Annotated in this window: 27 protein-coding genes and 1 pseudogene; 15 read left to right on the plus strand and 13 right to left on the minus strand. The window is 71.4% G+C overall.

The genetic code is table 11. The features are described from left to right. Nucleotides 1–131: 131 nt before the first annotated feature. Nucleotides 132–749, minus strand: a complete 618-nt coding sequence (locus tag NE234_RS18960) for a TetR/AcrR family transcriptional regulator (protein WP_252781730.1) — start codon at nucleotides 747–749, stop codon at nucleotides 132–134. 50 nt (nucleotides 750–799) lie between these two features. Between NE234_RS18960 and NE234_RS18965 the strand changes: the two genes are divergently transcribed. Then, the gene (locus NE234_RS18965; RefSeq protein WP_305886708.1) at nucleotides 800–1,609 is read left to right on the plus strand and encodes a glucose 1-dehydrogenase; all 810 of its coding nucleotides are present in this window, start codon (nucleotides 800–802) and stop codon (nucleotides 1,607–1,609) included. A 62-nt stretch (nucleotides 1,610–1,671) separates the two neighbouring features. Here NE234_RS18965 and NE234_RS18970 read toward each other — a convergent pair whose 3' ends face one another. From NE234_RS18970 to NE234_RS18980, 3 genes are all read right to left on the minus strand, one after another. Beyond that, nucleotides 1,672–2,946 (minus strand): cation:proton antiporter domain-containing protein, encoded by a 1,275-nt coding sequence (locus tag NE234_RS18970; protein WP_252781731.1) that lies wholly within the window; start codon nucleotides 2,944–2,946, stop codon nucleotides 1,672–1,674. Nucleotides 2,947–3,130: 184 nt separating this feature from the next. After that, complete coding sequence (locus NE234_RS18975) at nucleotides 3,131–3,355, minus strand: hypothetical protein (RefSeq protein ID WP_252781733.1); 225 nt, start codon at nucleotides 3,353–3,355, stop codon at nucleotides 3,131–3,133. Further along, a complete protein-coding gene (locus NE234_RS18980; protein ID WP_252781735.1) occupies nucleotides 3,352–3,633 on the minus strand; it encodes a hypothetical protein in 282 nt (93 codons plus the stop codon). The genes NE234_RS18975 and NE234_RS18980 overlap by 4 nt, the downstream gene beginning before the upstream one ends. A 153-nt stretch (nucleotides 3,634–3,786) precedes the next feature. Between NE234_RS18980 and NE234_RS18985 the strand changes: the two genes are divergently transcribed. Beyond that, complete coding sequence (locus tag NE234_RS18985) at nucleotides 3,787–4,587, plus strand: helix-turn-helix domain-containing protein (protein ID WP_252781737.1); 801 nt, start codon at nucleotides 3,787–3,789, stop codon at nucleotides 4,585–4,587. Further along, nucleotides 4,575–4,667, plus strand: coding sequence for a DUF397 domain-containing protein (locus NE234_RS45960; protein WP_406567025.1), 93 nt, complete (start codon nucleotides 4,575–4,577; stop codon nucleotides 4,665–4,667). Before NE234_RS18985 ends, NE234_RS45960 begins: the two co-directional genes overlap by 13 nt. Nucleotides 4,668–4,961: 294 nt before the next feature. On the opposite strand, the gene NE234_RS18990 is transcribed toward NE234_RS45960, so the two are convergent. Then, nucleotides 4,962–5,612, minus strand: coding sequence for a TetR/AcrR family transcriptional regulator (locus tag NE234_RS18990; RefSeq protein ID WP_252781739.1), 651 nt, complete (start codon nucleotides 5,610–5,612; stop codon nucleotides 4,962–4,964). Between the two features lie 89 nt (nucleotides 5,613–5,701). On the opposite strand from NE234_RS18990, the gene NE234_RS18995 reads away from it, so the two are divergent. Further along, nucleotides 5,702–6,667 (plus strand): ketopantoate reductase family protein, encoded by a 966-nt coding sequence (locus tag NE234_RS18995; RefSeq protein WP_252781742.1) that lies wholly within the window; start codon nucleotides 5,702–5,704, stop codon nucleotides 6,665–6,667. A 101-nt stretch (nucleotides 6,668–6,768) separates the two neighbouring features. On the opposite strand, the gene NE234_RS19000 is transcribed toward NE234_RS18995, so the two are convergent. The 4 genes from NE234_RS19000 to NE234_RS19015 form a co-directional block, all read right to left on the minus strand. Then, nucleotides 6,769–7,428 (minus strand): pentapeptide repeat-containing protein, encoded by a 660-nt coding sequence (locus NE234_RS19000; protein ID WP_252782080.1) that lies wholly within the window; start codon nucleotides 7,426–7,428, stop codon nucleotides 6,769–6,771. Between the two features lie 2 nt (nucleotides 7,429–7,430). Continuing rightward, on the minus strand, nucleotides 7,431–8,702 hold the full coding sequence (locus tag NE234_RS19005) for a putative T7SS-secreted protein (RefSeq protein WP_252781743.1): 1,272 nt from the start codon (nucleotides 8,700–8,702) through the stop codon (nucleotides 7,431–7,433). Then, nucleotides 8,696–9,028, minus strand: coding sequence for a hypothetical protein (locus NE234_RS19010; protein WP_252781745.1), 333 nt, complete (start codon nucleotides 9,026–9,028; stop codon nucleotides 8,696–8,698). The genes NE234_RS19005 and NE234_RS19010 overlap by 7 nt, the downstream gene beginning before the upstream one ends. 104 nt (nucleotides 9,029–9,132) lie before the next feature. Continuing rightward, nucleotides 9,133–9,714 carry an SACE_7040 family transcriptional regulator gene (locus tag NE234_RS19015; protein WP_252781747.1) on the minus strand — a complete coding sequence of 194 codons (582 nt, stop codon included), beginning with the start codon at nucleotides 9,712–9,714 and terminating at the stop codon, nucleotides 9,133–9,135. A 74-nt stretch (nucleotides 9,715–9,788) separates the two neighbouring features. On the opposite strand from NE234_RS19015, the gene NE234_RS19020 reads away from it, so the two are divergent. Genes NE234_RS19020 through NE234_RS19035 form a run of 4 tightly spaced genes read left to right on the plus strand, consistent with a single transcriptional unit; the run spans nucleotide 9,789 to nucleotide 15,467 of the window. Continuing rightward, complete coding sequence (locus tag NE234_RS19020) at nucleotides 9,789–11,396, plus strand: carboxyl transferase domain-containing protein (protein ID WP_454923399.1); 1,608 nt, start codon at nucleotides 9,789–9,791, stop codon at nucleotides 11,394–11,396. A gap of 2 nt (nucleotides 11,397–11,398) precedes the next feature. After that, a complete protein-coding gene (locus NE234_RS19025; RefSeq protein ID WP_252781749.1) occupies nucleotides 11,399–13,390 on the plus strand; it encodes an ATP-binding protein in 1,992 nt (663 codons plus the stop codon). Beyond that, nucleotides 13,387–14,322: a hydroxymethylglutaryl-CoA lyase gene (locus tag NE234_RS19030; RefSeq protein WP_406567026.1), complete on the plus strand. Its 936-nt coding sequence runs from the start codon at nucleotides 13,387–13,389 to the stop codon at nucleotides 14,320–14,322. Before NE234_RS19025 ends, NE234_RS19030 begins: the two co-directional genes overlap by 4 nt. Continuing rightward, entirely contained in the window at nucleotides 14,319–15,467 is a 1,149-nt protein-coding gene (locus NE234_RS19035; RefSeq protein WP_252781751.1) for an acyl-CoA dehydrogenase family protein, read from the plus strand. Before NE234_RS19030 ends, NE234_RS19035 begins: the two co-directional genes overlap by 4 nt. Before the next feature lie 28 nt (nucleotides 15,468–15,495). On the opposite strand, the gene NE234_RS19040 is transcribed toward NE234_RS19035, so the two are convergent. Then, nucleotides 15,496–15,894 (minus strand): winged helix-turn-helix transcriptional regulator, encoded by a 399-nt coding sequence (locus NE234_RS19040; RefSeq protein ID WP_252781752.1) that lies wholly within the window; start codon nucleotides 15,892–15,894, stop codon nucleotides 15,496–15,498. A gap of 89 nt (nucleotides 15,895–15,983) precedes the next feature. On the opposite strand from NE234_RS19040, the pseudogene NE234_RS19045 reads away from it, so the two are divergent. Further along, nucleotides 15,984–16,088, plus strand: a pseudogene (locus NE234_RS19045) (SDR family oxidoreductase); the annotation flags it as partial. Between the two features lie 193 nt (nucleotides 16,089–16,281). Here NE234_RS19045 and NE234_RS19050 read toward each other — a convergent pair. Further along, a complete protein-coding gene (locus NE234_RS19050) occupies nucleotides 16,282–17,340 on the minus strand; it encodes an RDD family protein (protein WP_252781754.1) in 1,059 nt (352 codons plus the stop codon). Nucleotides 17,341–17,527: 187 nt separating this feature from the next. Between NE234_RS19050 and sfnG the strand changes: the two genes are divergently transcribed. From sfnG to NE234_RS19065, 3 genes are all read left to right on the plus strand, one after another. Continuing rightward, a complete protein-coding gene (gene sfnG, locus NE234_RS19055; protein ID WP_252781756.1) occupies nucleotides 17,528–18,661 on the plus strand; it encodes a dimethylsulfone monooxygenase SfnG in 1,134 nt (377 codons plus the stop codon). A 111-nt stretch (nucleotides 18,662–18,772) separates the two neighbouring features. After that, nucleotides 18,773–19,978 carry an acyl-CoA dehydrogenase family protein gene (locus NE234_RS19060; RefSeq protein WP_252781758.1) on the plus strand — a complete coding sequence of 402 codons (1,206 nt, stop codon included), beginning with the start codon at nucleotides 18,773–18,775 and terminating at the stop codon, nucleotides 19,976–19,978. Nucleotides 19,979–20,117: 139 nt separating this feature from the next. Then, the gene (locus NE234_RS19065; protein WP_252781760.1) at nucleotides 20,118–20,696 is read left to right on the plus strand and encodes a hypothetical protein; all 579 of its coding nucleotides are present in this window, start codon (nucleotides 20,118–20,120) and stop codon (nucleotides 20,694–20,696) included. Between the two features lie 3 nt (nucleotides 20,697–20,699). Here NE234_RS19065 and NE234_RS19070 read toward each other — a convergent pair whose 3' ends face one another. Next, nucleotides 20,700–21,530, minus strand: a complete 831-nt coding sequence (locus NE234_RS19070; protein WP_252781761.1) for a class I SAM-dependent methyltransferase — start codon at nucleotides 21,528–21,530, stop codon at nucleotides 20,700–20,702. 129 nt (nucleotides 21,531–21,659) lie between these two features. Between NE234_RS19070 and NE234_RS19075 the strand changes: the two genes are divergently transcribed. From NE234_RS19075 to NE234_RS19085, 3 genes are all read left to right on the plus strand, one after another. Next, complete coding sequence (locus NE234_RS19075) at nucleotides 21,660–22,778, plus strand: glycosyltransferase family 4 protein (protein ID WP_252781763.1); 1,119 nt, start codon at nucleotides 21,660–21,662, stop codon at nucleotides 22,776–22,778. 62 nt (nucleotides 22,779–22,840) lie between these two features. Continuing rightward, nucleotides 22,841–23,587 carry a DUF2334 domain-containing protein gene (locus NE234_RS19080; protein WP_252781765.1) on the plus strand — a complete coding sequence of 249 codons (747 nt, stop codon included), beginning with the start codon at nucleotides 22,841–22,843 and terminating at the stop codon, nucleotides 23,585–23,587. Further along, nucleotides 23,584–24,819 carry a glycosyltransferase gene (locus NE234_RS19085; RefSeq protein ID WP_252781766.1) on the plus strand — a complete coding sequence of 412 codons (1,236 nt, stop codon included), beginning with the start codon at nucleotides 23,584–23,586 and terminating at the stop codon, nucleotides 24,817–24,819. Before NE234_RS19080 ends, NE234_RS19085 begins: the two co-directional genes overlap by 4 nt. Here the strand turns inward: NE234_RS19085 and NE234_RS19090 are convergent. Continuing rightward, nucleotides 24,805–25,659, minus strand: a complete 855-nt coding sequence (locus NE234_RS19090; protein WP_252781768.1) for a DMT family transporter — start codon at nucleotides 25,657–25,659, stop codon at nucleotides 24,805–24,807. The genes NE234_RS19085 and NE234_RS19090 overlap by 15 nt on opposite strands. Nucleotides 25,660–25,714: the final 55 nt, after the last annotated feature.

The following is a 25,714-nucleotide window of genomic DNA, read 5'->3' on the forward strand; positions in this document are numbered from 1 at the left end:
TCTCGCCGCCACTTCGTCGGTCCACCGCCGGACTTCCGCGAGCCAGTCGACGTGGTCCACGGAAGTCGGCGTCTCCCACGAAAGCCGTACGGAGAAGTGAGCCCGCTCCTCCCGTCCGGGGCGCACGGCGATCAATCGTGTTCCTCGGGCCAGGCCGCCAGGGCCAGCTCGGCGGTCTCGGCGAGCTCGGCCGCCGTGGCGCCATCACGGGCGCGTTGTGACATGCCCTGGATGACCGCCGCGAAGTACGCGGCGAGGGCGCGCGGATCGGCCGTGGCGGGCAGTTCGCCTTCTCTCTGGGCGGTCCGCAGGCGGGTCTCGAACGCGGCCAGGTTCGTGTTGCGCAGGTCACGCAGGAAGGTCGCCACCTCCGCGTCCTGGACGGTGACGTTGGTCGCGGCGCTGATGGTCAGGCAGCCGGCCGGGTGGGAGGGGTCGGGGTAGACGGCCGCGGCCTCGCGCAGGATACGGCGGAACGCCTCCCGGGCCGTGGGCTCCTCCTTCAGCGCGACGCCCACGAACGCGCCGGCGGGAGAGCGCCCGTAGGCCCGCACCACCTCTTTGAACAGGCCCTTCTTGTCGCCGAACGCCACGTACAGGCTCCCGGGCCGTATGTCCATCGCCTTGGTCAGCTCGCCGATGGAGGTGGCCTCGTAGCCGTGCTCCCAGAACAACCGGGTGGCGGCCGCGAGGGCCCTCGTCCGGTCGAACGCCGGCGGCCGTCCGCGCTTCGCGCCTGCTTCGCTCACGCCGTCATTTTAGAAGGATCACTCAACAAACATGCTAGGGTCCCCTTTTGTTGAGTGATCCCTCAAAAATAGGGGCGTACGTGGTCATGGGAACAGGGGCGCTGGAAGGCAGGGTCGCGCTGGTGACCGGCGGGAGCCGGGGCATCGGGCGGGCCATCGCGGAACGACTCGCGCGTGACGGCGCGGCGGTCGCCGTCGCCTACGCCCGCGACGAGGCGGCGGCGAGTGAGACCGTCGAGCGCGTCCGGAAGGACGGGGGCAGGGCCTTCGCGCTGCGCGCGGAGCTGGGACGGCACGGCGACGCGGCTCGCCTGTGGGCCGCCTTCGACGCCGCGGGTGCAGATCACGCGCCCGAGGGGAGGCTGGACATCATCGTCAACAACGCCGGCATCGGGCGCAGCGCGCCGCTGGCCGCGCTGACCGAGGACGAGTTCGACGAGGTGTTCGCCGTGAACGTGCGCGCGCCGTTCTTCATCGTTCAACAGGGGCTGACCCGCCTGCGCGACGGCGGCCGGATCATTAACATCTCCAGCGGCGCGGCCACCATCGCCATGCCGGAGATCATCGCCTATGGCTCCACGAAGGGCGCGCTGGACACCTTCACCCTCAACCTCGCCAAGGAGCTCGGCCCGCGTGGCATCACGGTGAACTCGGTGGCTCCGGGGATCGTCGACACCGACGTCAACGCCTCCTGGCTTCGCGGTGACCCGGAGGCCGAAGCGTACGCGGCGTCCCTGGCCGCCCTCGGCCGGGTCGGACGGCCCGAGGACATCGCCGACGTCGTGGCCTTCCTGGCCTCCGACGACGCGCGCTGGGTGACCGGACGGGTCGTGGACGCCACGGGCGGCTCCGGGCTGTGAGCGCGGCCCCTCGTGCGGGAGTCCGTTCGGCGGCCTCCCGCACGAGAGGATCCCCGGCGGCCCTATGCCGCCTGTGACTCGGCCGATCGCGCGGAGCGGCGGTGGGCGAGTTCGTCCGGTGACGCGGGGGCGTTCGGCAGCAGGGGGCCCGCCAGGGCCGTCGTGACCAGCGCCATCAGGACCATCATCGTGAACATCTGACCGTCGAGGACGCCGAGGCTGACGCCGACGTTGAGGATGATCAGCTCGGTCAGGCCGCGCGTGTTCATCAGCAGGCCGAGGGTGCCGGCCTCCCGCCACGACATTCCGGTGAGTTTTCCGGGGACCGTCGCGCCCACCATCTTGCCGACGCAGGCGACGAGGACGATCGCGGCCAGTTCGATGACGCTGCGGCCGGAGAGGGCGCTGACATCGACGTTCAGGCCCGTCACGATGAAGAAGACCGGGAGCAGCACCATGCTGATCCCGTCGAACGGCCGCTTCACTCCTTCGATGAGGACCTCGAACGGCTCGCGCGGCATGATGACGCCGAACGCGAAGGCGCCGAAGATGGCGTGGATGCCGATCCACGTCGTGGCGTAGGACGACAGGAAGATCCCGGTCACCAGCATGATGACGTACAGCGGGGGCACCCGGTCGGTGACCCACGTGCGCGTCAGGTAGGCCAGCAGCGGGCGTACGAGCAGCGCCATGGCCGCTACGTAGACCGCCGACAGGATGCCGATCTGCACCATGTGCCCGGCGGCGCCGTTGGCGGTGACGATCGCGGCGGTCAGCGCGAGGAGGCACCAGGCGAGCACGTCGTCGATCGCCGCGCTGGCCAGTGCGAGAGCACCCACGCGTGTTCCCATCATGCGGTGCTCGGTCAGCATCCGGGCGAGCACGGGGAACGCCGTGATGGACATCGCCGCACCCATGAACAGCGCGAACGCCGTGAACGACGTGTGGTGGCCCTTGACGGTCCGATGGTGGGAGTACAGCAGCGTCGCCAGGGCGATACCGAGAGCGAAGGCGAGCGCGATCGAGCTGATCGACACCGCCCCGGCCGCGCTGCGACGCCCCTTCAGCAGCCGTTTGTCGAACTCCCAGCCGATGCCGAACATGAAGATCAGGAGCCCGACCTGCGCGATCGCCGAGAGGTACGGCCGCGCCTCGGTCGGGAAGATGTGGGCGGTGGGGTTGCCCGGGAGCAGCCCGAGCAGGCTGGGGCCGAGCGCGATACCGGCGATGATCTCGCCGATGACCGGTGGCTGTCTCAGATGCCGGACCAGGCGACCGAGGATCGCCCCTACCACCAGGACAATCGCGATGTCGGCCATCACAGTCGCGATCAGCAAATCGGAATGCTGCGCAAGGCTTTTCATGGAGTGCTCCGTTGTCCAGGGCAAGAATTGCGGAATCACCGGATGGCGACTGCCATGATCACACGGCACCCGAAAGCGCGCCATAGACCACCGTCCCTGATTTCCTTGTTAACCGAACGTTTCGCACGGGCGTCACTCGAACACCGACCGGAATTAATCAGGGAGCCGAGGCTTGGGTGCGCGACCGTTTCTCCTGCTCAAGCAGCTGGAGGCTTTTACGGGCAGCTTCCGGGTATTTTCGGACAAGCCGATCGAGCTGCGTGAGCTCGCACGCCGCCGTCATGGCGGGGAGCCCGAGCCGGTCGATGGCGGCGTTGAAGGCCCGCACCGACTCCAGTGCCGCCCGGGCGACCGGGTCCGTGACCTCCTGCGATTCGGTCACGGCCGCCGCCGGACCGGAATCGTGACGACGTGCCGGATGGCGACCACGAGGTCGTCGACCTCGTCCGCGGTGAGAAGGCGCGTGTGGTCGTGCCGGTCGGCGATCGGTTTGCCCCAGGACCACCAGAAGCGGAGGTTCCCGTCGGTGTCAGGGCGGCATTCGACTTCTTCGGTGAGAAAGTGGCATTGCGCAAGAATTCGGACCCTCGTCCCGTACTGCTCCGCGGTCAGTCCGGCCTCCTGGCATGCCTGCGTGAGCCACTTCGCGAATGCGCTCATCTCTTCACTCGTGTACGGCCGCATCGACTGATCTCCTAGCGTGTTGGTGGCGCTACCCAGCGTGGCCGCAAAGGGATATGCTGGGAAGTGCGAACCCGCCGTCGCTTGTGCGTGAAGTCCTGATAGCCATTCACACGAGGATGTGAACCCCCAATGGCACCGAAACGAGAGACGGCACTCGACGCGTGGGGTAAGGAGCTGGCCTACGCCTGCGAGGCGGCCGGCCTCACCGGCAAACGATTCGCCGAGGCGCTGCACGTCGCGCCCTCGACGGTGAGCCAGTGGATCAACGGCCGCCGCACACCGCACCTCGACGACGTAAAGCGCTGCGACGAGGCACTGCACACGAACGGCTACCTCGCCCGCTACTTCGAGAAGTGGGTGACGCGCGAAATCCCCTCTGAGTGGGCGGATCGGTGGCGGCAGGCGGAAGCGCAGGCGAACCTCCTCCAAAGCTACGACCCATCGGTGATTCCGGGTCTGCTTCAGACGCCTGACTACATTCGAGCAGTTCTACGCCACAATCGGCACTCGTCGATGGACATCGACGAACGTGTGCGACGCAGGCTGGAACGGCAGGCGGTTCTCGACGACGGCAACCCGCCGATGTGCATCTTCGTCATCGACGAGTACGCGTTACGTCGCCTGGTGGGCGGAGCCCAGCTGATGGTCGATCAACTAGCGCGGATGCTCGACTTGGCGACACGAGACAACATCGTCGTCAAGATCGTGCCTATGGGGACTGACTACTACGTCGCTCCGTCTTTTATGATCGCGCGGCTTGATGGGGTAGACCTCGTCAATTTGGAGGATGCTCTCATCGGCCGGATCCTTGAGGAGCGGTCGGCAGTAGTCGAAATCGCCAAGATCTGGGAAGATATTCGGGAGGTGGCGCTGCCGCCTAACGACTCTATTCAGCTCATAGAGAAGGCGATGTCACAGTGGGAGACCTGACCTGGCGAACGTCGTCCTATAGCGGCAGCGGTGGGGGCCAGTGCGTCGAGGTCGCTGTTGTCGAGGAGAGGGCCGGTTAGTACTCCAGCCGCACTCGGTGATCTCGGTCTGATCGAGGCCCGGACGTGAGGCGGCCACCGCTGTGATCAGGTCGGTGTGTTGGAACCATGCGGTACTCCTGCGGAGAGGGCGCCAAGGGCCGCCGGTTCTATGACTGGCGTGGATTCGGCGCGCCGGGCGAGGACCACCAAGGCCTCGGCGCACCGGGGGCCCGACCAATGGGGACGATCACATCGCGACAGCGCAGACGGCATCGAACCCGTTGAGCTGATCCCGCTCACCGTCAACGAGATCCGCCGCCTGCGGCTGAAGTACTAACCGGATCCTTCACTCGCGGCATGTGACCTCGTGTCGCACCTGGTCATAGCGGGCGACGACCCTGTGGCCGCCTGGGCTGAGTGCGGGCGGCGCAACCCGTCCAGCAGGAGGGTGACGATACCGTCGGCCTCGGCCCGCCAACCGGGGCGGTCATGGGCCGCACCGATGCCGTGCAGCGCCATCATGACGGCGCCGGCGCCCACGTCGTCGCGAACGGCGCCATCCCGCACGGCGGCGGCCACCAGGTCGGTGACAGCCTGCTCCAGTGCCCGGCTGCCCTCGGCGAGGGCACCCGACCGGTCGGCCATGAGCGTGGCCAGCGTCCGGGCGAGGCCCCGGTGGGCGTGAATGTGGTCGACCATGCCGCGTAGGAAGGTCGCCAAAGCCTCCTCCGCGGGCAGCGTGGCCTGTAGCCGGCGGGCGCGGTCGCACAGTGCGGCGATCTCCCCGCGGTAGACCGCCTCGGCCAGCGCCTCCCGGGTGGGGAAGTGGCGGTACAGCGTGCCGGTGCCCACACCGGCCAGGCGGGCGAAGTCATCGAAGCGCAGGTCGAAGAAGTCGCCGGCGTCGAATACCTCCCGGGCGGTGGCGAGCAGGGCCTCGCGCTTGCGCTGGGCGTCGGCCCGCAGCGGCTTGTCGGCAGTCATGCGCTACCTCGCGTTGACAAATGGAGATGACCTCCATATTTTGAAAGTGGAGATGATCTCCAGATCGATCGTACCCCATGAGGTGCAGCTTGAAGATCCTGATGTTCGGCCGCGGCGTGATCGCCACCGTCTACGGCTGGGCCCTGCAACAGGCGGGACATGACGTCGAGTTCTACGTCCGGCCAGGCCGCGCCGCGACGTACGGGGACGCGGTGGACCTCGATCTGATCGATGTGCGGCGCCGGGTGTGGGGGCAGCGCGTCGTCGAGAAGTGGCCGGTGCGTTACCGCGAGGCGCTGGAGCCGGACCACGACTTCGACCTGATCGTGCTCAGCGTGCCGCACCACCGCCTCGCGGAGGCGGCGGCCTTCCTGACCCCGCGTGTCGGCCAGGCCACAGTGTTGGTCTTCGGCAACATCTGGACCGAGCCGCTCGTCGCGATCGGCGCACTCCCTGTCGATCAGATCGCCTGGGGCTTTCCCCAGGCCGGTGGCGGTTTCGGCGCGGACGGCGTGCTCCGGGGGATGCTGCTGCCGTCGGTCATCTTCGGCACCCTCGGCCGGCCCCCGACCGACCGGGAGCGGGCCGTGCGCCAGGCGTTTCGCGAGGCCGGGCTCCGACTCAAGGAGCAGCCCGACTTCCGCGGCTGGCTGTGGGTCCATTTCGTGTCGGATGCCGGCCTGCACTCGCAGGGCCTGCGACTGGGTTCCCTGTCCCAGCTGGCCGGCGCAACGGGCGACCTGCGCGAGGGGCTGCTGGCCGGCCGCGAGTTGCTGCCGCTCCTTGAGGCGCGCGGCCTTGACCTGCGACGTCACCGGGGCAGCGTGCTGCTGTTCCGTGCGCCCACCTGGCTGACGGCACCCGCGCTCGCCTGGCTGACTGCTCATGTCGCGCCGGTACGCGTGAATTTTGCCGCGCACTCCGACCCCGCGGCCGAGGAGCCGCGTGAGATCTGCCGGGACACCCTGGCAGAGGCACGGCGGTTGGGCATCTCGGTACCGCGGCTGGAAGCGGCGGAATCGAACTTCGCCCGTGAGGGGACCGCTCGAACCTGAATCCACCACAGACCACCGCGGTGGCGGCCATCTGATCACAGCGGTGGCCGCCTCACGTCCGGCCTCCGATCAGACCGAGATCACCAAGTGCGGCCGGAGTATCAGGGGCGTACCTGGACGTCGGGGGCACCGTGGGCGGTGAACCAGTGGGTCAGGTCTTCGCCGTCGATGAGGTGCGGTTCGTCGGTGCCGACGTCGATCGGGCCGGAGACTCCTCCGGTGGCACCCTCGACGGCGCACTGGCCGAACCTCGCCCTGGCCAGGCCGGTCGACTCTCCGTCCAGGCCGAACGAGCATTCTCGCAGGTCGGCGCCGCGTAGGTCCGCGTCGGACAGCAGTGCCCTGCCGAACCGGACCTTGCGGAGGTCGGCGCCGCGCAGGTCGGCGCCTTCGAGCTCCGCGCGCTGCAGGTCGGCTCCGACGAACACGGCACCCCGGGCGTCGCACCCGCGCGCCAGCGCCTTGCGGAGGTCGGCGTGGGAGAGATCGGCTCTCCGCAGGTCCGCGGAGACCAGCCAGGCGCCGGACAGATTCGTGCCGACGAGGCGGACGCCGCCCAGGGTCGCCTCGCTGAGCTCGGCCTGGGTGAGGTCGAGCGCGGACAGGTCCGCGCCGGTGAAGTCGAGCCCTTCGGCGTCGAGCACCGACAGGACGTCCTGGGAGTCGGCGGGCAGTGCCGCGAGGTAGGTCTCGAGCGCCTGACGCGCGGCGGAATCGTCGGGCCAGCGGATCACGTCGCCGCGCGTACGACCGTACGTCATGGTCACTGGCCCCACACTACCCTTCCCTGCCAGGACGGATTGTTGGCGACGATCTGTTGAAGACGGGCGAGACGCGCGGGCGTCATTCCGTCCGGATCGAGCAGCACGTTCTGGCCGTTGTTCAGCTCTTTATCGATCATGTCGGTGAATTGCTGGTCCGATTGCGGGCTGGAGATGGGCTGCCCGGGGTTCGGGCGGTAACTGGGCCGGATGTCGGGTGAGCTCTTGACGTCCCACCGCTGGCCGGTGCCGTCGGTGATGTCGCCCATGTCCTCGCCGTTCGGCCCGAGCGGAGTCCGGCTCACCGGCCCGGGAAGATCGCCGGAACCCTCGGCCTTGAGCGCGACCGTTGCCTCGCGCTGGGAGGCGGGATTGGACGCGCCGTTCTTGGCCGGGTCCTTGGACAGGGTGTCGATCCGGTTCTGCCACTCCGGCGTCCCCTCGGTGTACTGCGGGTCCGGGGCGCTCGCCGTTCCCTCGCCGCTGCTGGTGTCGAAGGGCTCCACCTTGTCGTCGCCGGAGGCGTGGCTCGCCAGGTCGCCGGCGGAGGCCATCATGAGGGTGCCGCCGGCGAGGACACCGGCCGTCGAGATGGCGTTGATCGGCACCCCGGCGATCGCGCCCACTCCGGTCACGTCGAGGACCAGACCGGCCCCGTCGCCGAACGCGCTGATCCCGGCGAGGGCCGTTCCGCCGATCAGGCCGAGGTCGTCGAGGGGATGGTGCAGCATCGCGTTCCCGAACGACGCGAGGTCGTTGAGGGCGGTCTCACCGAGCTTCTCGGCGTCCTTGCCGAGTCCCTCGAAGAAGTTGCCGACCTTGGACCAGAAGCCGGGTTTGTGCGGCGCCTTGTCGCGTAACTTCTTGACGGCCGCGGCCGCGGTGCCCGCCGCCTTGTGGAGCTGGCCGCGTGCGCTCTCCAAGGTGGCCTTGGCCGTGTCGTGGTCCCCCTGGTTCCACTGCTGGATCGCCACGCCCGCCTGGCCCTGGGCCCAGACCAGCGTCGGGACGTAGTCGTCGAGAGCCTTCGCCGCGCCGGTGAAGCACTCGCCGGCCTCTGACCACTTCTGCGGGTGACCGTGGAACCGCTTGCGGAACGCGTCGCCCGCGGGCCCCGTCCAGCCGTCGGCGGTGTCGATGCGGGTCAGGCCGTCCCCGGCCTCGTTGAGCAGCTCGGCGTAGCCGTACATCTTGCCCGCGACCACGACGATCGCCTCGGCGTTCCCCGGGACGAGCTCCTTGGGGTCGTCGGTGTCGCCGAGTTGCTTCACCATTGGCCGGCCGCCGGATCCGAGCCGGTGCGGCTCTGCAGGAGGCCGTGCAGGCGGGCGACGCTCGTCTTCTCGGCCTTGGCGTACGCCAGTGCGGACAGCGCGAGGCGGTTCGCGACCTCCTTCGAGTCCTTGATCAGGTGCTCGACGCCGATCTCCCAGCGATCGCAGAAGTCGGCGATCATCTTGCCGAGGTCGTCGTCGCCGTAGTCGGCCTTCTTCCCGTCGATGTCGCTGACCTTGTTGTTCTGCAGCGCGAGGATCGTTCCATTGACGCCCGTGGCCGCCTCGGCGAGAGCGTCGAAGTTCACTTTGTAACCGTCGGTCATCCGGTCACCTCCGTGGCATTCCCTTCATACGACGTGCCCACGGGGTGACGGGTTCCCTGGCCTGATTAAGGCGGCCACGAATTCGCCTAAACGGAAATCCCTAATCAGGAACGGAAGGCGCCGGTGAGGGCGTCGGAGGCCATGGCGTGCAGGAGGCGGGCCATCGTGGCGCGGTCGAGTTCGCCGGTGCTGTGCGGGGTGGAGTTGAGGAGGCCGAACGCCGCGTGCGTCGCGGCGCGGGCGCGGTCCTCGGCCGCGCCGGGGTGCATGAGGCGGAGCACCCGCACCCACTCCTCGGCGTAGGAACGCTGCAGGCGGCGGATCTCGCGGCGCTCCGGCTGCGGCACGTTGCCCAGCTCGCGGACGTGAACGGTGATGAGGGCCGGGTTGTCCAGGGCGAAGTCGATGTGCCAGCGGAGCAGGGCGTCCAGGGCCACGTCCGGGGTGCCGGCGGCGGCCACGCGGCGGCGGCCCTCGGTCAGCAGGCGCTCGCTGATGTCGAGGAGCATCTCGGCGAGCAGGGCCTCCTTGCCACGGAAGTGCCGGTACAGCGCCGGGCCGGTGAGGCCGACCGCGCGGCCGAGGTCACCGATGGACACGCCGTGGTAGCCGCGCCGGGCGAACAGCTCCGCCGCCGCGGACAGGATCTCCAGCCGGCGGGTCGGGGGAGCGCTGACCTCTGCCATGCCACGAGTCTAGACGGTCGCTGTTAATGTTGATTAACATCGGACTTGTTAACGATCGTTAACAGGAGGGGACTGTGGCGGAGGCTCCGCGGCTGGTGAGCCGCGTGGACGTGCGCGGTGCGGCATTCCAGCGCAACGCCGAGGAGAACCAGGCGCTCGCCACCGAGCTGCGCGAGCGCCTGGCCCGCGCGGCCCAGGGCGGCTCCGAGCGCGCCCGCAAGCGGCACGTCGCGCGGGGGAAGCTGCTGCCCCGGGACCGGGTGGACGCGCTGCTCGACCCGGGCTCGCCCTTCCTGGAGCTGTCCCCGCTGGCGGCCACCGGCATGTACGACGACGAGGCCCCCGCGGCGGGCATCATCGCCGGCGTCGGGCGGGTGTCCGGGCGCGAGTGCGTCATCGCCGCCAACGACGCCACCGTCAAGGGCGGCACGTACTACCCGATGACGGTGAAGAAGCACCTGCGCGCCCAGGAGGTCGCGCTGCACAACCGGCTGCCGTGCGTCTACCTCGTCGACTCCGGGGGAGCGTTCCTGCCCAAGCAGGACGAGGTGTTCCCCGACCGCGAGCACTTCGGCCGGATCTTCTACAACCAGGCGACGATGTCCCAGAAGGGCATCCCGCAGATCGCCGCCGTGCTCGGGTCCTGCACGGCCGGCGGCGCGTACGTCCCGGCGATGAGCGACGAGACCGTCATCGTCCGGGAGCAGGGCACCATCTTCCTCGGCGGCCCGCCGCTGGTGAAGGCCGCGACCGGGGAGGTCGTCAGCGCCGAGGACCTGGGCGGCGGAGACGTGCACTCGCGCGTCTCGGGCGTCGTCGACCACCTCGCCGACGACGACGCGCACGCGCTGCGCATCGTCCGGTCGATCGTCTCGACGCTGGAGCCGCCGGGCCCCGCGCCGTGGCCGACGGTCCCGGCGGAGGAGCCCGCCTTCGACCCCGGAGAGCTGCGCGGCATCGTCCCGCCCGACCCCCGCACGCCGTACGACGTGCGCGAGGTCATCGCGCGGATCGTGGACGGCAGCCGGTTCCACGAGTTCAAGGAGCGGTACGGGCCGACGCTCGTCACCGGCTTCGCCCACATCCACGGGCAGCCCGTCGGGATCGTGGCCAACAACGGCATCCTTTTCAGCGAGTCGGCGCTCAAGGGCGCGCACTTCATCGAGCTGTGCGACCGGCGTTCGATCCCGCTGGTGTTCCTGCAGAACATCACCGGGTTCATGGTCGGCCGTGAGTACGAGGCCGGGGGCATCGCCAAGCACGGCGCCAAGATGGTCACCGCCGTCGCGTGCGCGCGGGTGCCGAAGCTGACCGTGATCATCGGCGGGTCGTTCGGCGCGGGCAACTACGCGATGTGCGGCCGCGCCTATTCGCCGCGTTTCCTGTGGATGTGGCCGAACGCCCGGATCTCGGTCATGGGCGGCGAGCAGGCCGCGTCGGTGCTGGCCACCGTACGCCGCGACCAGCTCGGCGACGAGTGGCCCGCCGCGGAGGAAGAGGAGTTCAAGAAGCCGATCCGGGAACAGTACGAGCGGCAGGGCAGCCCGTACTACTCGACGGCGCGCCTCTGGGACGACGGCGTGATCGACCCCCTCGACACCCGCCGGGTGCTCGGCCTGGCCCTCGCCGCCTGCGCGAACGCCCCGCTCGAACCCGTCGGCTACGGCATCTTCCGGATGTGACCATGTTCGATTCCGTCCTGATCGCCAATCGCGGCGAGATCGCCTGCCGGATCATCCGGACGCTGCGCCGGCTCGGCATCCGGTCCGTCGTGGCCTACACCGACGCCGACGCGGACGCCCGCCACGTACGGGAGGCCGACTCCGCCCTCCGCGTGTCGAGCTACCTCGACGTCGGCGATGTCGTCGGCGCCGCCGTGCGGGCGGGCGCCGAGGCCGTCCATCCCGGGTACGGCTTCCTGGCCGAGAACCCCGAGCTCGCCCGCGCGTGCGCCGACGCCGGGATCGTCTTCGTCGGCCCGCCGCCGGACGCGATCACCGCCATGGGCGACAAGATCCGGGCCAAGCGCACGGTCGCCGCCGCCGGCGTCCCCGTCGTGCCGGGCCGCGACGAGGCGGGCCTGAGCGACGAGGAGCTGGCCGCCGCGGCCCTGGAGGTCGGGCTGCGCGACGGCGCGACGGTGCTGCTCAAGCCGTCGGCGGGCGGCGGCGGCAAGGGCATGCGCCGGGTCGCGGATCCGGCGGAGCTGCGGGACGCGATCGCGGCGGCCCGGCGGGAGGCGCGCGGCGCGTTCGGCGACGACACGCTCCTCGTCGAGCGCTACATCGACCAGCCCCGGCACATCGAGATCCAGGTCTTCGCCGACGCGCACGGGAACGTCGTCCACCTCGGCGAGCGCGAGTGCAGCCTACAGCGCCGCCACCAGAAGATCGTCGAAGAGGCGCCGTCGCCGCTGCTCGGCACCGGCCCGGACGGCGAGCGGATCCGGGCCGCCATGGGCGCGAGCGCCGTCGCCGCCGCGCGCTCCGTGGGCTACGTCGGCGCGGGCACGGTCGAGTACATCGTCTCCGCCGACCGCCCGGACGAGTACTTCTTCATGGAGATGAACACCCGGCTGCAGGTCGAGCACCCGGTGACCGAGGGCGCGGTCGTGATCGACGGCCGGCCGGGCCTGGACCTGGTCGAGTTGCAGCTGCGGGTCGCGGCGGGGGAGCCGCTGCCGTTCGGCCAGGACGCCGTGGCGTTCGACGGGCACGCGGTCGAGGCGCGGGTGTACGCCGAGGACCCCGCGCGGGGCTTCCTGCCCACCGGCGGCCGGGTGCTGCTGCTGCACGAGCCGTACGGCCTCGACCTCCGGGTCGACTCGGGACTGCACGAGGGCGCCATCGTCGGCGGCTCGTACGACCCGATGCTGGCAAAGGTGATCGCCCGGGGGCCGGACCGCGCGAGCGCGCTGCGCCGACTGGATCAGGCGCTGGCCTCGTACACGCTGCTCGGGGTCGGGACGAACATCGCGTTCCTGCGGTCGCTGCTGACCGACCCGGACGTGGTCGCCGGCCGGCTCGACACCGGCCTGGTCGAGCGCCGCCCCGCCGGCCCCGCGGACGGCGAGATCCCCGGTGACGTCCTCGCCGCCGCCGCGCTGGAGCGCATGCTCGCGCTGGAGACGCCGGACCCCGGCCCCTGGGAGGTCCCGGACGGCTGGCGTCTCGGCGAGCCCGCCTGGACGACCTGGCGCATCGCCGGGCACGAGGTGCGGGTCCGTGGCCGCGCCGCCGACGCGGAGGTGTCGGTCGACGGCGGCGATCCTGTACGGGCCACGGCCCGCCGCGACGGCGTGACCCTGCTCGTCGAGTACGCGGGGGACCGTACCCGCTTCACCTGCGCCCGCGACGGGGACGTGTGCTGGCTCGGCCGGGACGGGCGCGTCTGGTCGCTGAAGGAGGCCGAGCCGCTCGCCGCGCGGGCCGCCGAGACCACCGCCGGAGCCGGCGCCGTGCGCAGCCCGATGCCCGGCACGGTCGCGGCCGTCAAGGCGGCCGACGGGGACGAGGTCGTCGCCGGCCAGCCGCTGGTGATCGTCGAGGCGATGAAGATGGAGCACACGGTGACAGCGCCGGTCGACGGCGTGGTGAGCGGGCTGACCGTCCAGCCTGGCGCGCAGGTCGCCCTGGACGAGGTCCTCGCCGTCGTCACGCCGAAGGGAGACTCATGATGCGCGTGCCACTCGACGGGCTGCCCTCCCGGGTCACGGTCTACGAGGTCGGGGCCCGCGACGGCCTGCAGAACGAATCGGCGATCGTGCCGGTCGAGGTGAAGCGCGAGTTCATCACCCGCATCGCCGGCGCCGGGCTGCGGGTGATCGAGGCGACGAGCTTCGTCCACCCGAAGTGGGTGCCGCAGCTCGCCGACGCCGCAGGGCTGCTCGGCGGGCTGGAGCGCGCGGAGGGCGTCCGCTACCCCGTGCTGGTGCCCAACGAGCGCGGCCTCGACCGCGCCCTCGACGCCGGCGTCACCGAGATCGCGATCTTCGGCAGCGCGACCGAGACGTTCGCCCGGCGCAACCTCAACCGGACGATCGACGAGTCGGTGGAGATGTTCGCGCCCGTCGTCGAGCGGGCGCGGGCGAACGGCCTGGACGTGCGCGCCTACGTCTCCATGTGCTTCGGCGACCCGTGGGAGGGCGACGTGCCGATCGGGCAGGTCGTCGCGGTCGCCACGCGCCTGCTCGACCTCGGCTGCACCGAGCTGTCCCTGGGCGACACGATCGGCGTCGGGACGCCGGGGCACGTCACCGCCCTCATCGGCGCGCTGGCCGAGTCCGGCGTCGACACCGGCCGGCTCGCCGTGCATTTCCACGACACCTACGGGCAGGCGCTCGCCAACACCCTGGCCGCGCTCCGCTGCGGCGTCACCACCGTCGACGCCTCGGCGGGCGGCCTGGGCGGCTGCCCGTACGCCAAGAGCGCGACGGGGAACCTGGCCACCGAGGACCTCGTGTGGATGCTCGACGGCCTGGGCATCGAGACCGGCGTCGACGTACGCCGCCTCGCCGAGACGAGCCTCTGGATGGCCGAACGCCTCGGACGCCCCAGCCCGTCCCGCGTCGTCCAGGCCCTGTCCCGAGAACAAGGGAGCGACCAATGATCGGATTCACCCTCGACGAGGAGTACGAGGCCCTGCGCCGTACCGTCGAGACGTTCGCCCGGGACGAGGTGGCGCCGGTCATCGGCGACTACTACGAGCGGGAGGCATTCCCGTACGAGATCGTCGCCCGGATGGGGAAGATGGGCCTGTTCGGGCTGCCCTTCCCCGAGGAGTACGGCGGGATGGGCGGCGACTACTTCGCCCTGTGCATCGCCCTGGAGGAGCTCGCCCGCGTCGACTCCTCGGTCGCGATCACGCTGGAGGCCGGCGTCTCCCTCGGTGCGATGCCGATCTTCCGGTTCGGGACCGAGGAGCAGAGGCGCGAGTGGCTGCCGCGCCTGTGCTCGGGCGAGCGGCTCGCGGCGTTCGGGCTGACCGAGCCCGGCGGCGGCACCGACGTGCCCGGCGGCATGCGCACCACCGCGCGGCTCGAGGACGGGCACTGGGTGATCAACGGGTCCAAGGCGTTCATCACCAACGCGGGCACCGACGTCACCGCGGCCGTCACGGTCGCGGCGCTGACCGGCGACGGCGAGATCTCCACGATCCTCGTGCCGTCGGGCACGCCGGGGTTCACCGCCGGGAAGAAGTACTCCAAGGTCGGCTGGTCCGCCTCCGACACCCGTGAGCTGTCCTTCGACGACGTCCGCGTCCCGGAGGCGAACCTCGTCGGCGAGCGCGGCCGGGGCTACGCCCAGTTCCTGCGCATCCTCGACGAGGGCCGCATCGCCATCGCCGCGCTGTCGGTCGGGCTCGCGCAGGGCTGCGTCGACGAGTGCCTGAAGTACGTGCGCGAGCGCCAGGCGTTCGGCCGCGCGATCGGGGAGTACCAGGCGATCCAGTTCAAGGTCGCGGACATGGAGACCCGGGCGCACACGGCCCGGCTCGCCTACTACGCGGCGGCGGCGAAGATGCTCGCCGGCGAGCCGTTCAAGAAGGAGGCGGCGATCGCCAAGCTGGTCGCCTCCAACGCCGCCATGGACAACGCGCGCGACGCCACGCAGGTCTTCGGCGGGTACGGCTTCATGAACGAGTACCCGGTCGGCCGGTTCTACCGCGACGCCAAGATCCTCGAGGTCGGCGAGGGCACCTCCGAGGTCCAGCGCATGCTCATCGCCCGCCACCTCGGCCTGTCCGCCCGCTGAGCCCCGCCCGTCGTCGGCGTGAACGGCGTCAGCGTCGGTTCGCCACGGCGGGCGGGATCGGGGTGTCGGCGTCGTAGGCGGCCTGGGCCGCCTGGGCCGCCTGGATCGTGTCGGTGTGCTGTTCGACCCAGATGACGAGGTCCTTGAGGCGCGGTGTCAGATCCGTTCCCAGGGCGGTCAGCTCGTAGGTGACCTGGATCGGCACCGTGGGGGTCACGATGCGGCGGACGAGCCCGTCACGGGTGAGACGGCGCAGGGTCTGGGAGAGCATCTTCTCGCTGATGCCTCCGACGCGGGCGGCCAGCTCCGAGAAGCGGTGCGGCCGGGTCATCAGCGTGGTCAGCACCATGGTGGCCCAGCGACTGGTGATGTCGTCATAGATCGGCCGGACCGGGCAATCGGCGACGAGGAAGTTCTGGCTGGACACCGGCTTGCCGGTATCGACCGTCTCTCGACCGCCCTCGCCGCTGCCGGCGCCGCCGTGGCGGTCAACTATGCCGCTGACCGCTCGGCCGCCTCGGGCGCCCCGATGACATCGGCCCTGTGGTCGCCTACCTCGCCTCCCAAGACGCCGCCTGGATCACCGGCGAGGTCATCTTCGCCTCCGGCGGGTTGCGCTGATCCACCAACGGGCCATCGACCGGCGTCCGCCGGCCTTTCAGGTCTTGGAATGTCTCCCGCTGAGCCCGCCACCTTCGTCGGCCCTCCAACGCGAGGGCCGACGAAGAGCGGCATCGGCCCGGACCAACGCCCCGTGCCGGCACTTCGGTAGACCGGTGGTGTCAGGGCTCGCCCACCTCGGAGGCGCCTCGGGTCAGTGGTCGTCCGTGGGGGACCGGTTCTCCGGAGCCGGAGGCGGCGCCGGCGGAGGGACGTACCGGGCCTGCGGCGACTGCCCGTCGTACGAACCCAGGAGCGGGTCGTAGCGCGGTCGCGGCGGTGGCAGGGCCGGAGCGCCAGGGGCCGGGAACGGCGGTGCCTCCCCGGCCGAGCGCTCCCGGTAGGTGTTCCTGAGCCGGCCGCCCAGCCGCCTGCCCATATCCCGCGCCTGGTGGGCGCGCTGGGAGTCCAGGGCGCGCCGCAGGGCGTCGGTCTGCGCGAGGCGAGCGGCCTGCTCGCGCGCCGCGTCCCGGGCGGCCTGGCCCGCCGCCTGGGCGCCGTCCCTGGCCAGTGCTGCGCCCTGCCGGGCGGTCGCCGCGACGCGCTGGTACGTATGGGCACGGACGACGGTGGTTCCGGCGAGCAGGTCGGCGAGCGTACGGCGGCCGCCGAACAACGCGGGGAGGCCGGTCGCGACGAAGACCGCGACGGCGAGCAGCCAGGCTGCCAGCGCGAACAGGAACAGGCCCTCCAGGAGGAGGATCCAGGCGAGGCAGTAAAGGCCGGTCCCCCCCGCGGTGGTGACGAGGGCACGGCGGAAGGCGCTCGCCATGCCGGGCCTGCTGCCGTCGCCGGCGACCGTCCGGACGCGGAGGTCCGCCGCCGCCTTGCCGAGCGTGCGGCCGAGCCAGGCGTTCAGGGCGAACTGGTAGAGCAGCTGGATCACGACGAGCAGGACGAGCGCCTGTTCGACGTCGGAGGCGAACGTGTCCCACAGCCCGGTGCCGAAGTCGGCGGCGGCCTTGTGGACGTCGCCGCCGGACACCAGCAGGCCGCCGGCCGCGGACACCGCCTTGAACGGCAGGTCGTCCACCAACTGGCCGTGCAGCCGGCCCCACGTCACGACGGCGAGCAGGACGGCGGCGCCCCACAGCAGCAGCGTGTCGACGGCCCAGGCGGCCAACCGCCGTACCGGTGGAGCGGCGTTCTCGGCCGGGAAGCCCTCTGGCAGCGGCGCGACAGGGTACGGGGGAGGCTGGGGAGCGGCGTACACGTGGCCGGAGTCTAGAGACCGGTAACGATCACGTCAGGCTCTCGGGTCAGGAGCGACCGAACCCGGCCAACCCGGGCGGATCCCGGTCGGCGACGGCGCGCTGTCCGGTGCCGGTCGAGCACGGTTACGCCGAGCTTGCCTTCAAGTCACATTGACCGGCGTCGGGGCAGGCAGCAAAATCTTGACTATGTCAGTAGGAAATATCGGCAATGCCGAGCCCATGAAGTTCGCCTACTGGGTGCCGAACGTCAGCGGCGGCCTGGTCGTCAGCAAGATCGAGCAGCGGACCGACTGGGGCTACGACTACAACCGGCGGCTCGCGATCCTCGCCGAGAACAACGGCTTCGAGTACGCCCTGAGCCAGGTCCGTTACATCGCGTCCTACGGCGCGGCCTATCAGCACGAGTCGACCGGGTTCAGCCTCGCCCTGCTGCTGGCCACCGAGCGGCTCAAGGTGATCGCCGCGATCCATCCGGGTCTGTGGCATCCGGGCGTGCTGGCCAAGTTCATCGCGTCGGCGGACCAGCTCTCCGGCGGTCGGGCCGCGGTCAACGTCGTCAGCGGCTGGTTCAAGGACGAGTTCACCAAGCTCGGCGAGCCGTGGCTGGAGCACGACGAGGGATACCGCCGCAGTGAGGAGTTCATCCGGGTGCTGCGCGAGATCTGGACCTCCGAGCACGCCGAGTTCAACGGGGACTTCTACCGCCTGCACGACTTCGACCTGCGGCCCAAACCCGTCGAAGTGCCGGGGCGCCCGCACCCGGAGATCTTCCAGGGCGGCAACTCCACCAGTGCCCGCGCCATGGCCGGCCGGGTCTCGGACTGGTACTTCAGCAACGGCCGGGACTTCGACGGCGTGGCCGAGCAGATCGCGGACGTGAACGCCGAGGCGGCGCTGCACGGCCGGCGGGTGAGGTTCGGCCTGAACGGCTTCATGATCGCGCGCGACACGGAGTCCGAGGCGCGGGAGGTGCTCCGGGAGATCGTCGCCAAGGCCGACAAAGAGGCGGTCAAGGGCTTCGGCGCGGCGGTGAAGCAGGCCGGACGATCCACGTCGGACGGCAAGGGCATGTGGGAGGACTCGGAGTTCGCCGACCTGGTCCAGTACAACGACGGATTCCGCACCGGGCTGATCGGAACGCCCGAGCAGATCGCCGAGCGCATCGTCGCGTACAAGCGCCTGGGCGTGAACCTCTTTCTCCTGGGCTTCCTGCACTACCTGGAGGACGTCGAGTACTTCGGCGCGCGGGTGCTGCCCCTCGTACGTGAGCTGGAGGCCGACGCCGCCGAGCGCGGCGAGCCGGCCGGGGTCGGTTCCTGACGCGGTGATCCTCGTCCGCCGCCGGCACGTCGATCTCCTCCGGACCTGCAGCGCACTGTGTCGCGCTCCGAGCCACCGGCCCACCGTCCCCTGATCGAGGAGATTCCCAGCATGACCGTCGACACCGCACAGACCGCGAACGCCGAACGCTTCGCCGCCGCGCTGGAACGCGCCGACCTCGTCGCCGCCGAGCTGCGCGCGACCGCCGCCGAGCGCGACCGCGCGAACCGGACGCCCCGTGAGGAGGTCGAGCTGCTGCGCCGCAACGACCTCCTGCAGGTGCAGGAACCCGTCGAGTACGGCGGCGACGGCCTGAACTACGCGCAGGCCGCACAGCTCACCCGCCGGATCGCCCGCGGCGACACCTCCATCGCCCACCTCATCGGCTACCACTACGCGCAGACCCGGATCGCACCCCTCTTCGGCACTCCCGAGCAGGCCGACGTCCTTTCGCGCCGCAACGGGGAGCTGAAGATCTTCTGGGGCGGCGTGCAGAACCCGCGCGGTGGATCGGACCTGGTCCTGACCCGCGACGGCGACACGTTCCGGCTCAACGGCCGCAGCTCCTTCGCCTCCGGCGCCGGCCTCGGCGACCACCTGTCCGTCACGGCCGCCTATGAAGGCGAACTGGTCTTCATCTCACTGCCCGCCGAACGCCCCGGCTTCCGGGCGCTCGGTGACTGGGACAACATCGGGCAGCGGCTGACCGACTCCGGCGGCGTGGAGTTCACCGACACCCCGGTTGAACGCTCCGAGATCCTCGGGCCCGACCCCCTCACCGGGCGGACGCTCACCGCGTACCAGACCCTCGTCACGCCGCACTGGCAGCTGGCCTTCGTCAACTTCTACATCGGCACCGCCGAAGGAGCGCTCGACGAGGCGCTCGACTGGACGCGCCTGCACGCGGCCCCATGGGAGACCTCGGGCGTGGAGCGCGCGACCGACGACCCTTACATCCTGCAGACGGTGGGCGAGGTGCGGAGCGAGATCCGCGCCGCCGCCCTGCTCGCCGATCGCGCCGGTGACGCGCTGCAGGCGGCTCTGGACACCGGCCCCTCGCTCACCGAGGACCAGCGCGCCGAGGCCGCCGTCGCCGTCTACGAGGCGAAGTACCTGACCACCAAGGTCGCCCTGGCTGCCGCCTCCCGGCTGTTCGAGATCCAGGGCGCGCGGGCGACCACCAGCGCGTACGGGTTCGACCGGCACTGGCGGAACCTGCGCACCCACACCCTCCATGACCCGGTCGCCTACAAGGCCCGCGAGGTCGGCGACTGGACCCTCAACCGGCGTCCGCCGGAGTTCTCCCTCTACCGGTGACCGTCGCTCCGGTCCCCGGCGCCCACCGCCGGGGGCCGGACCTCCCGCCATGCGCTGAGTGATCAGTTCATGACTCTGGGTAGGGTCTGGTTACGGGCTCGGGTGAAGCGCCCCGGGCGGAGGGCTCCGGGGAGGGCGGATGGGCGGGACTGGGCGTGCGGTGCTCGCGGCGGGCGTCGTGCTCGCCGCCGCAGGCTGTGGAGGCGGTGGCGGCGGGTCGGGTACGGTCCCGCCGCCCGGCGCGAAAGGCGGCCCGCCGACCTACCGGACGCGGCCGGCCGCTCCGCCGGCGGTGCCACCGTCCGGCGTCCCCGTACCGCCCACCGGGCCGACGCCCCCGCCCTGGCCGGTACCGCCGACCGGGCCGACGGCACCGCCCTGGCCGGTGCCGCGGACCACGGCGGGGCCCGGCGCACCGTTGCCGCGCGCGGCGAACGGCACCGATCTCAAGGCCTGCCGCACGGGGCGATGCGAGGTCCAGGTGTCCCCCCGCGACCGCATCCCGGTGCCGGCCCGGCTCGGCGTGAACGAGCTGACGGTGACCGCCATCCACGGCGACGACATCACCCTGCGCGGGACCGCCCCCGGCACGTCCCTCACCGTCGAACTGGGCGGGAACGCCGGCGCGACCACCATGATGAACGGCCTCGCGATCACGCTCGTCGCGATCGCCGACGGCAGGGCGGTCCTGCGCGTCGCCCCGGCCCCGGGCCGGTGACCCTCACCCGACCTTCCGGCCGACGTACAAGGCGGTCACGTGCGGACGGGTGGCGATGCCCGCAAATCGCTCGTTCACCAGGCCGGTCAGCGTCTCCAGCACGTGTCTACGCTGGGCTTCCGGCAACTGTCGAACTGTCATCATCGAGTTGAACAGCGCCCGTACCTGATCGGCGTTCATCGGCAGATCCCAGGAGATCAACTCCGAGGCCACGTCGACCAGACCGGCGTCACGGCGCAGATCTTCACATCGAGCGTCGCGGTCAAGCTGGAATGCCGTCCCGTCACGCTGATTGCCGGGCTCGAAGCCCAGAACAGCCCTGGCCGCGGCCAGCAACGGGTCTTCCCGGTACGGATCGGAGAACACCGTCCACCAGATCGCCGCCCAGCCGCCCGGTCGCAGCGTAGCGCTCACCTTCCGTAGGGCGGTGGACTGGTCAAGCCAGTGAAACGAAGTCGCGGCCACGACAGCGTCGAACCCATCACCCACCTCGGCCTCGTCGAAAGGCGCACCCACCACCTGCACCTCTGGCATGGTCTGGCCGAGATACTCAGCGAACCCCTGGTCCGGCTCGACCGCGACCACGGTCGCCCCCGCAGCGACAAGATGCTCAGTCACCAACCCAGACCCGGGCCCGATCTCCAGCACCCGGCTGCCCGGTCCAAGACCACACGTTGACCGCAGCACCTCATAGACCCGCGGCGGATAATCCGGCCGCCCTTCCCGGTAGCCGGCGGCATCAGCACCGTAGGTCTGGCGAGCCGCCTCACGTAACGCGTCGAAGCCCATCCGGTCCTTACCACCATGCCCTGCCGCGTTACGGTGCGCCTCCACCCTGTCGACCATAGCGACGCGACCGCCAACGCCTCCCGACGCGGGCGATCAACGTCGTTCGTTGGATGTTCGCTCCGGCGGAACCACGAGGCGGTCCCGCGGTCGTACGGCGGGGTCAGGCTCACAGCCGTGAAGGTCGCGATCGTGACCGAGTCGTTCCTGCCCCGGATGAACGGGGTGACGAACTCGGTGTGTCGTGTGGTCGAGCACCTGGCCGGGCGCGGCAGTGAGGTGCTGGTGGTCGCGCCGGGGCCAGGGCCCGGCGGCCATGCCGGACAGCCGGTACGCCTCACGCGAGGCGTCGCCCTGCCGTTCTATCGGTCGTTCGTCGTCGGCGTGCCGACACGTCAGGTGACCGCCGTGCTGAGCGAGTTCGGCCCGGACGTGATCCATCTGGCCGCTCCGGTCACGCTCGGAGCCTCCGGCGTCGCGGCCGCCCGGCGACTGGACGTGCCGACGGTGGCCGTCTTCCAGACCGACGTGGTGGGCTTCGCCCGCCGGTACGGTCTACGAGGCGCCGACCACCTCGTCTGGGCGTGGCTCCGTCATCTCCACGAACAGGCCGACCGTACGCTCGTGCCGTCCACGCCCACCCTGCACCTGCTGCGGCGGCGCGGCCTGCCACGGCTCGCGCTGTGGGCGCGGGGAGTCGACGACCGGCATTTCCACCCACGGCACAGGTCCGCGGAACTGCGCGCGCGGCTGGCCCCGGACGGACGGCTCCTGGTGGGCTACGTCGGCCGGCTGGCCGCCGAGAAACGCCCGTCGCTGCTGCGGCACCTTGCCGGCCTACCCGATGTGCGGCTCGTCGTGGTGGGCGACGGGCCAGCCGCGCGGCGGTTGCGGCGGATCCTGCCCGACGCGGTCTTCACCGGGTTCCGCACCGGCCGGGAGCTGTCGGAGCTCGTCGCCTCGCTCGACGTCTTCGTGCACACGGGCGCGGACGAGACCTTCTGCCAGGCCGTTCAGGAGGCCCTGGCGGCCGGAGTCCCGGTGGTGGCGCCCGCGGCCGGCGGCCCTCTCGATCTCGTGAAACCGGGCTACAACGGCCTGCTCTATCCCCCGGACGACACGGACTCGCTCCGGGCGGCCGTCGCCACGCTGGCCGCGAACGCCCCGATGCGGCGGCGGATGGCCGCCCACGCCCGGCTGTCGGTGCGCGGACGGGACTGGGACACCGTCTGTGCGGAGCTGGTCGGCCACTATCATGCCGTCCGATCCGGCCGGCCTGAGCGGCAGGCCGCGTGATGGACCGGCGTCGGCCCGTCATCCGTGCTGACGATCGCGGACGGGCGTGGCGAGCGGGCCGGGTGCCCGCGGCGCGGCGCGCCCCGACGCGACTGGTGGTCAGCGTCCACGACGTCGCTCCCGCGACGGCCGAGCAGACGCGGCGCTGGTGCGCCGACGCGGACTCGCTCGGCATCTCCGTGTCGCTGCTCGTGATCCCCGGCCCCTGGCGCGGGCCCTCGCTCGCCGACGAGCCGGGCTACGCCGAGGTCCTCCGGGCCCGGGTGGAGCGCGGCGACGAGCTCGTCCTGCACGGGTGGAGCCATCGGGCCGGTCCGGAGGGATCGGTGCTGCGCCGCTCGGTGGGCCGGGCGGTGGCTCGCGGCGCGGCCGAGTTCGCCGCGCTCGATGAGGCGCAGGCCGCGGAACGGCTGCGGGCGGGCCGCACCGTCCTACGGGAGCTGGGCCTGACCACCTCCGGGTTCACGCCACCGGGCTGGCTGGCCTCACCCGCCGCCGGCCGGGCCCTACGCCGGGCGGGATTCCGGTACACCACCTCACACTTCGGTGTGCACGACCTGTGGACCGGGCGGTTGAAGCGGGGTTTCGCCCTCTCTCACCGGCCTGGCGGCGCGGGCGAACGACTCGGCGCCGTCCTCGTCGAGGAGTGGGCGCGTCGGCGCGCGAGCCGCGGCGGCCTGGTCCGCATCGCCCTGCACCCCGACGACCTGGACCGGCCCGGCCTGCGGGACACGACGATGCGGGCGATCGAAGCGGTGCTCGCGGCGGGAGGACGGGCGATGACCTACTCGGAAGTGGTGATCCGTTGAGGATCGTCCAGGTCGCGAACTTCTACACCCCCACGTCCGGCGGCCAGCGCATCGCACTCGACAAGGTCGGCCGGGGCTACCGGGAGGCCGGACACGACCGGATCCTCATCGTCCCCGGGCGCGTCGAGTCGGTGGAGCAGACGCCCTCCGGGCGACGCGTCACCGTGCGCGGCGTCGGCCTGCCCGGCCTCGGCGACTACCGCGTCCTCACCGCTCGGCGGCGGGTGCTCCGGCTGCTCGACGCGGCCCCACCGGACGTCCTGGAGGTCAGCGACAAGATCAGTCTCGTCTGGCTGGCCCGATGGAGCCGTCGGCGCGGCGTGCCGCTCGTGCTCTTCTCCCATGAGCGTCTGGACGCGATCCTGCGGTCGAGAGTGCCCCGCTGGATTCCCCTGCGCGCGGCGGCGGACACCATCAACCGCCGGCTCAGCGGCCTGGCCGACCGGGTCATCGTCACGTCCGCCTTCTCCGCCGCCGAGTTCGAGCGGATCGGCGCGCCGAACGTCCACCGGATACCGCTCGGTGTCGACCTCGCCGAGTTCCGGCCGGCCGCCGACCTGGGCGAACGCCGGTCCATCGCGGACATGGGCGAGGCGCGGTCCGGAGGTGACCTGGGCGGATCCCGGTCCGTCGCCGACGGACCGCCGTCGGCGACCCACACGGATCCGAGAGGCGATCGGCCGGTGTTCCTGGTGACGGTCACGCGCCTGTCGCGGGAGAAGCGCCCGGAGGCCGCGATCGACACCGTGGCCGCGCTGCACATGCGTGGTGTCGACGCCCGCCTGGTGATCATCGGCGACGGCCCGCAGCGGGAGCGCCTGCGGCACCGCGCCCGCGGTCTGCCGGTCACGTTCCTCGGCCACCTGTCCGATCGGCCGGCCATCGCCCGGCTGGTCGCCGCCGCCGACGTCGCACTGTTCCCCTGCCCGGTGGAGTCGTTCGGGCTGGCGACGCTGGAGGCGCTGGCGTGCGGGACGCCGGTCGTCGTCCCGCCGGAGGGAGCGGCGCGGGAACTGCTCGGCGGGCCCGGCTCCGGGGTGGTCGGCGACGGCACGCCGAGCGGGATGGCGGAGGCCGTCCTGGAGCTGCTCGCACTGCCGGAGGCGCGGCGCCGTGCCGCGGCCCGGGCCAGTGCCGAGCGCTACCCCTGGGCGGCGACGGTCGTCAGGTTGCTGAACGGCCATGAGCAGATCAGCCGACGCGCCGGCGCGGAGGTCTCAGCGTCCGAGTGACGGCCCCCGTGGTTCATCGTGCAGGGTGGGAGAGGCGGCCAGCGCCGCGGCTCCGGCCGCGACCAGGACGATCGCGGGCAGACTGCCCCAGAGCGCGCTCGCGCCGCTCCCCGGCGCGCCGCCGAAGACCGCCATGCCCACCACCCAGCCGGCGACCGGGTCGGTGATGGTCATCGACGTCATGGCGGTGGACAGCGAACCGCTCGCGAACGCCTTCTGCACCAGCACCGTGGCCGCGGCCGTAGACACGGCCAGCGCGGCCGGCGGCCAGTCGAGGGCGGTGGCGACCACGCCGCGCCGGGCGAGGTCGTCACCGGCGAACACGAGGAAGACGGCCGTCATACAGAAGCAGATCCCGGCCGCGACGGCGAGCGCGGCGGTGCGGGACTGCGCGTGCGATCGGAGCACCCGGGCGATCAGGAGCAGCAGTCCGATGAGACCCGTCGCCACCGCCACCGCCGGCACCACCGCGGATCGCCGCCCGGCCGCAGGCGCCACCTCGCCGCGGACGGCGACCAGGAGGGCCAGGCCGGCGCAGACCACGGCGGCTCCCGACCAGTCCCGCGGGAGCGGTCGCCGCCCGCCGGTCACGGTGCTGAGCGGGAGCGCGAACAGCAACTGCGTGACGAGGAGCGCCTGGACGACGACGATGGAGCCGAGGTGCAGAGCGATCGCCTGGGCGCCGAAGCCGGCGAGGCCCACCACGCAGCCCAGCAACCAGGACGGTTCGCGCACCATCCGGAGGAGCGGCGGCGTCCGGCGTGCCGCACGCTGCTGCAGGGCGGCCGACACCGCGAAGAGCATCGCGCCGAGCAGTGCCAGCGGGACGCTGAACTCCATCAGGCGGGCCCGGGTCCGCCGCGCGGTCCGCCCTGCGCGTCACCCGTCGTCGAGT

Origin of the sequence: Actinoallomurus rhizosphaericola (assembly GCF_024055675.1) — a bacterium.
Lineage (GTDB): Bacteria > Actinomycetota > Actinomycetes > Streptosporangiales > Streptosporangiaceae > Actinoallomurus > Actinoallomurus soli.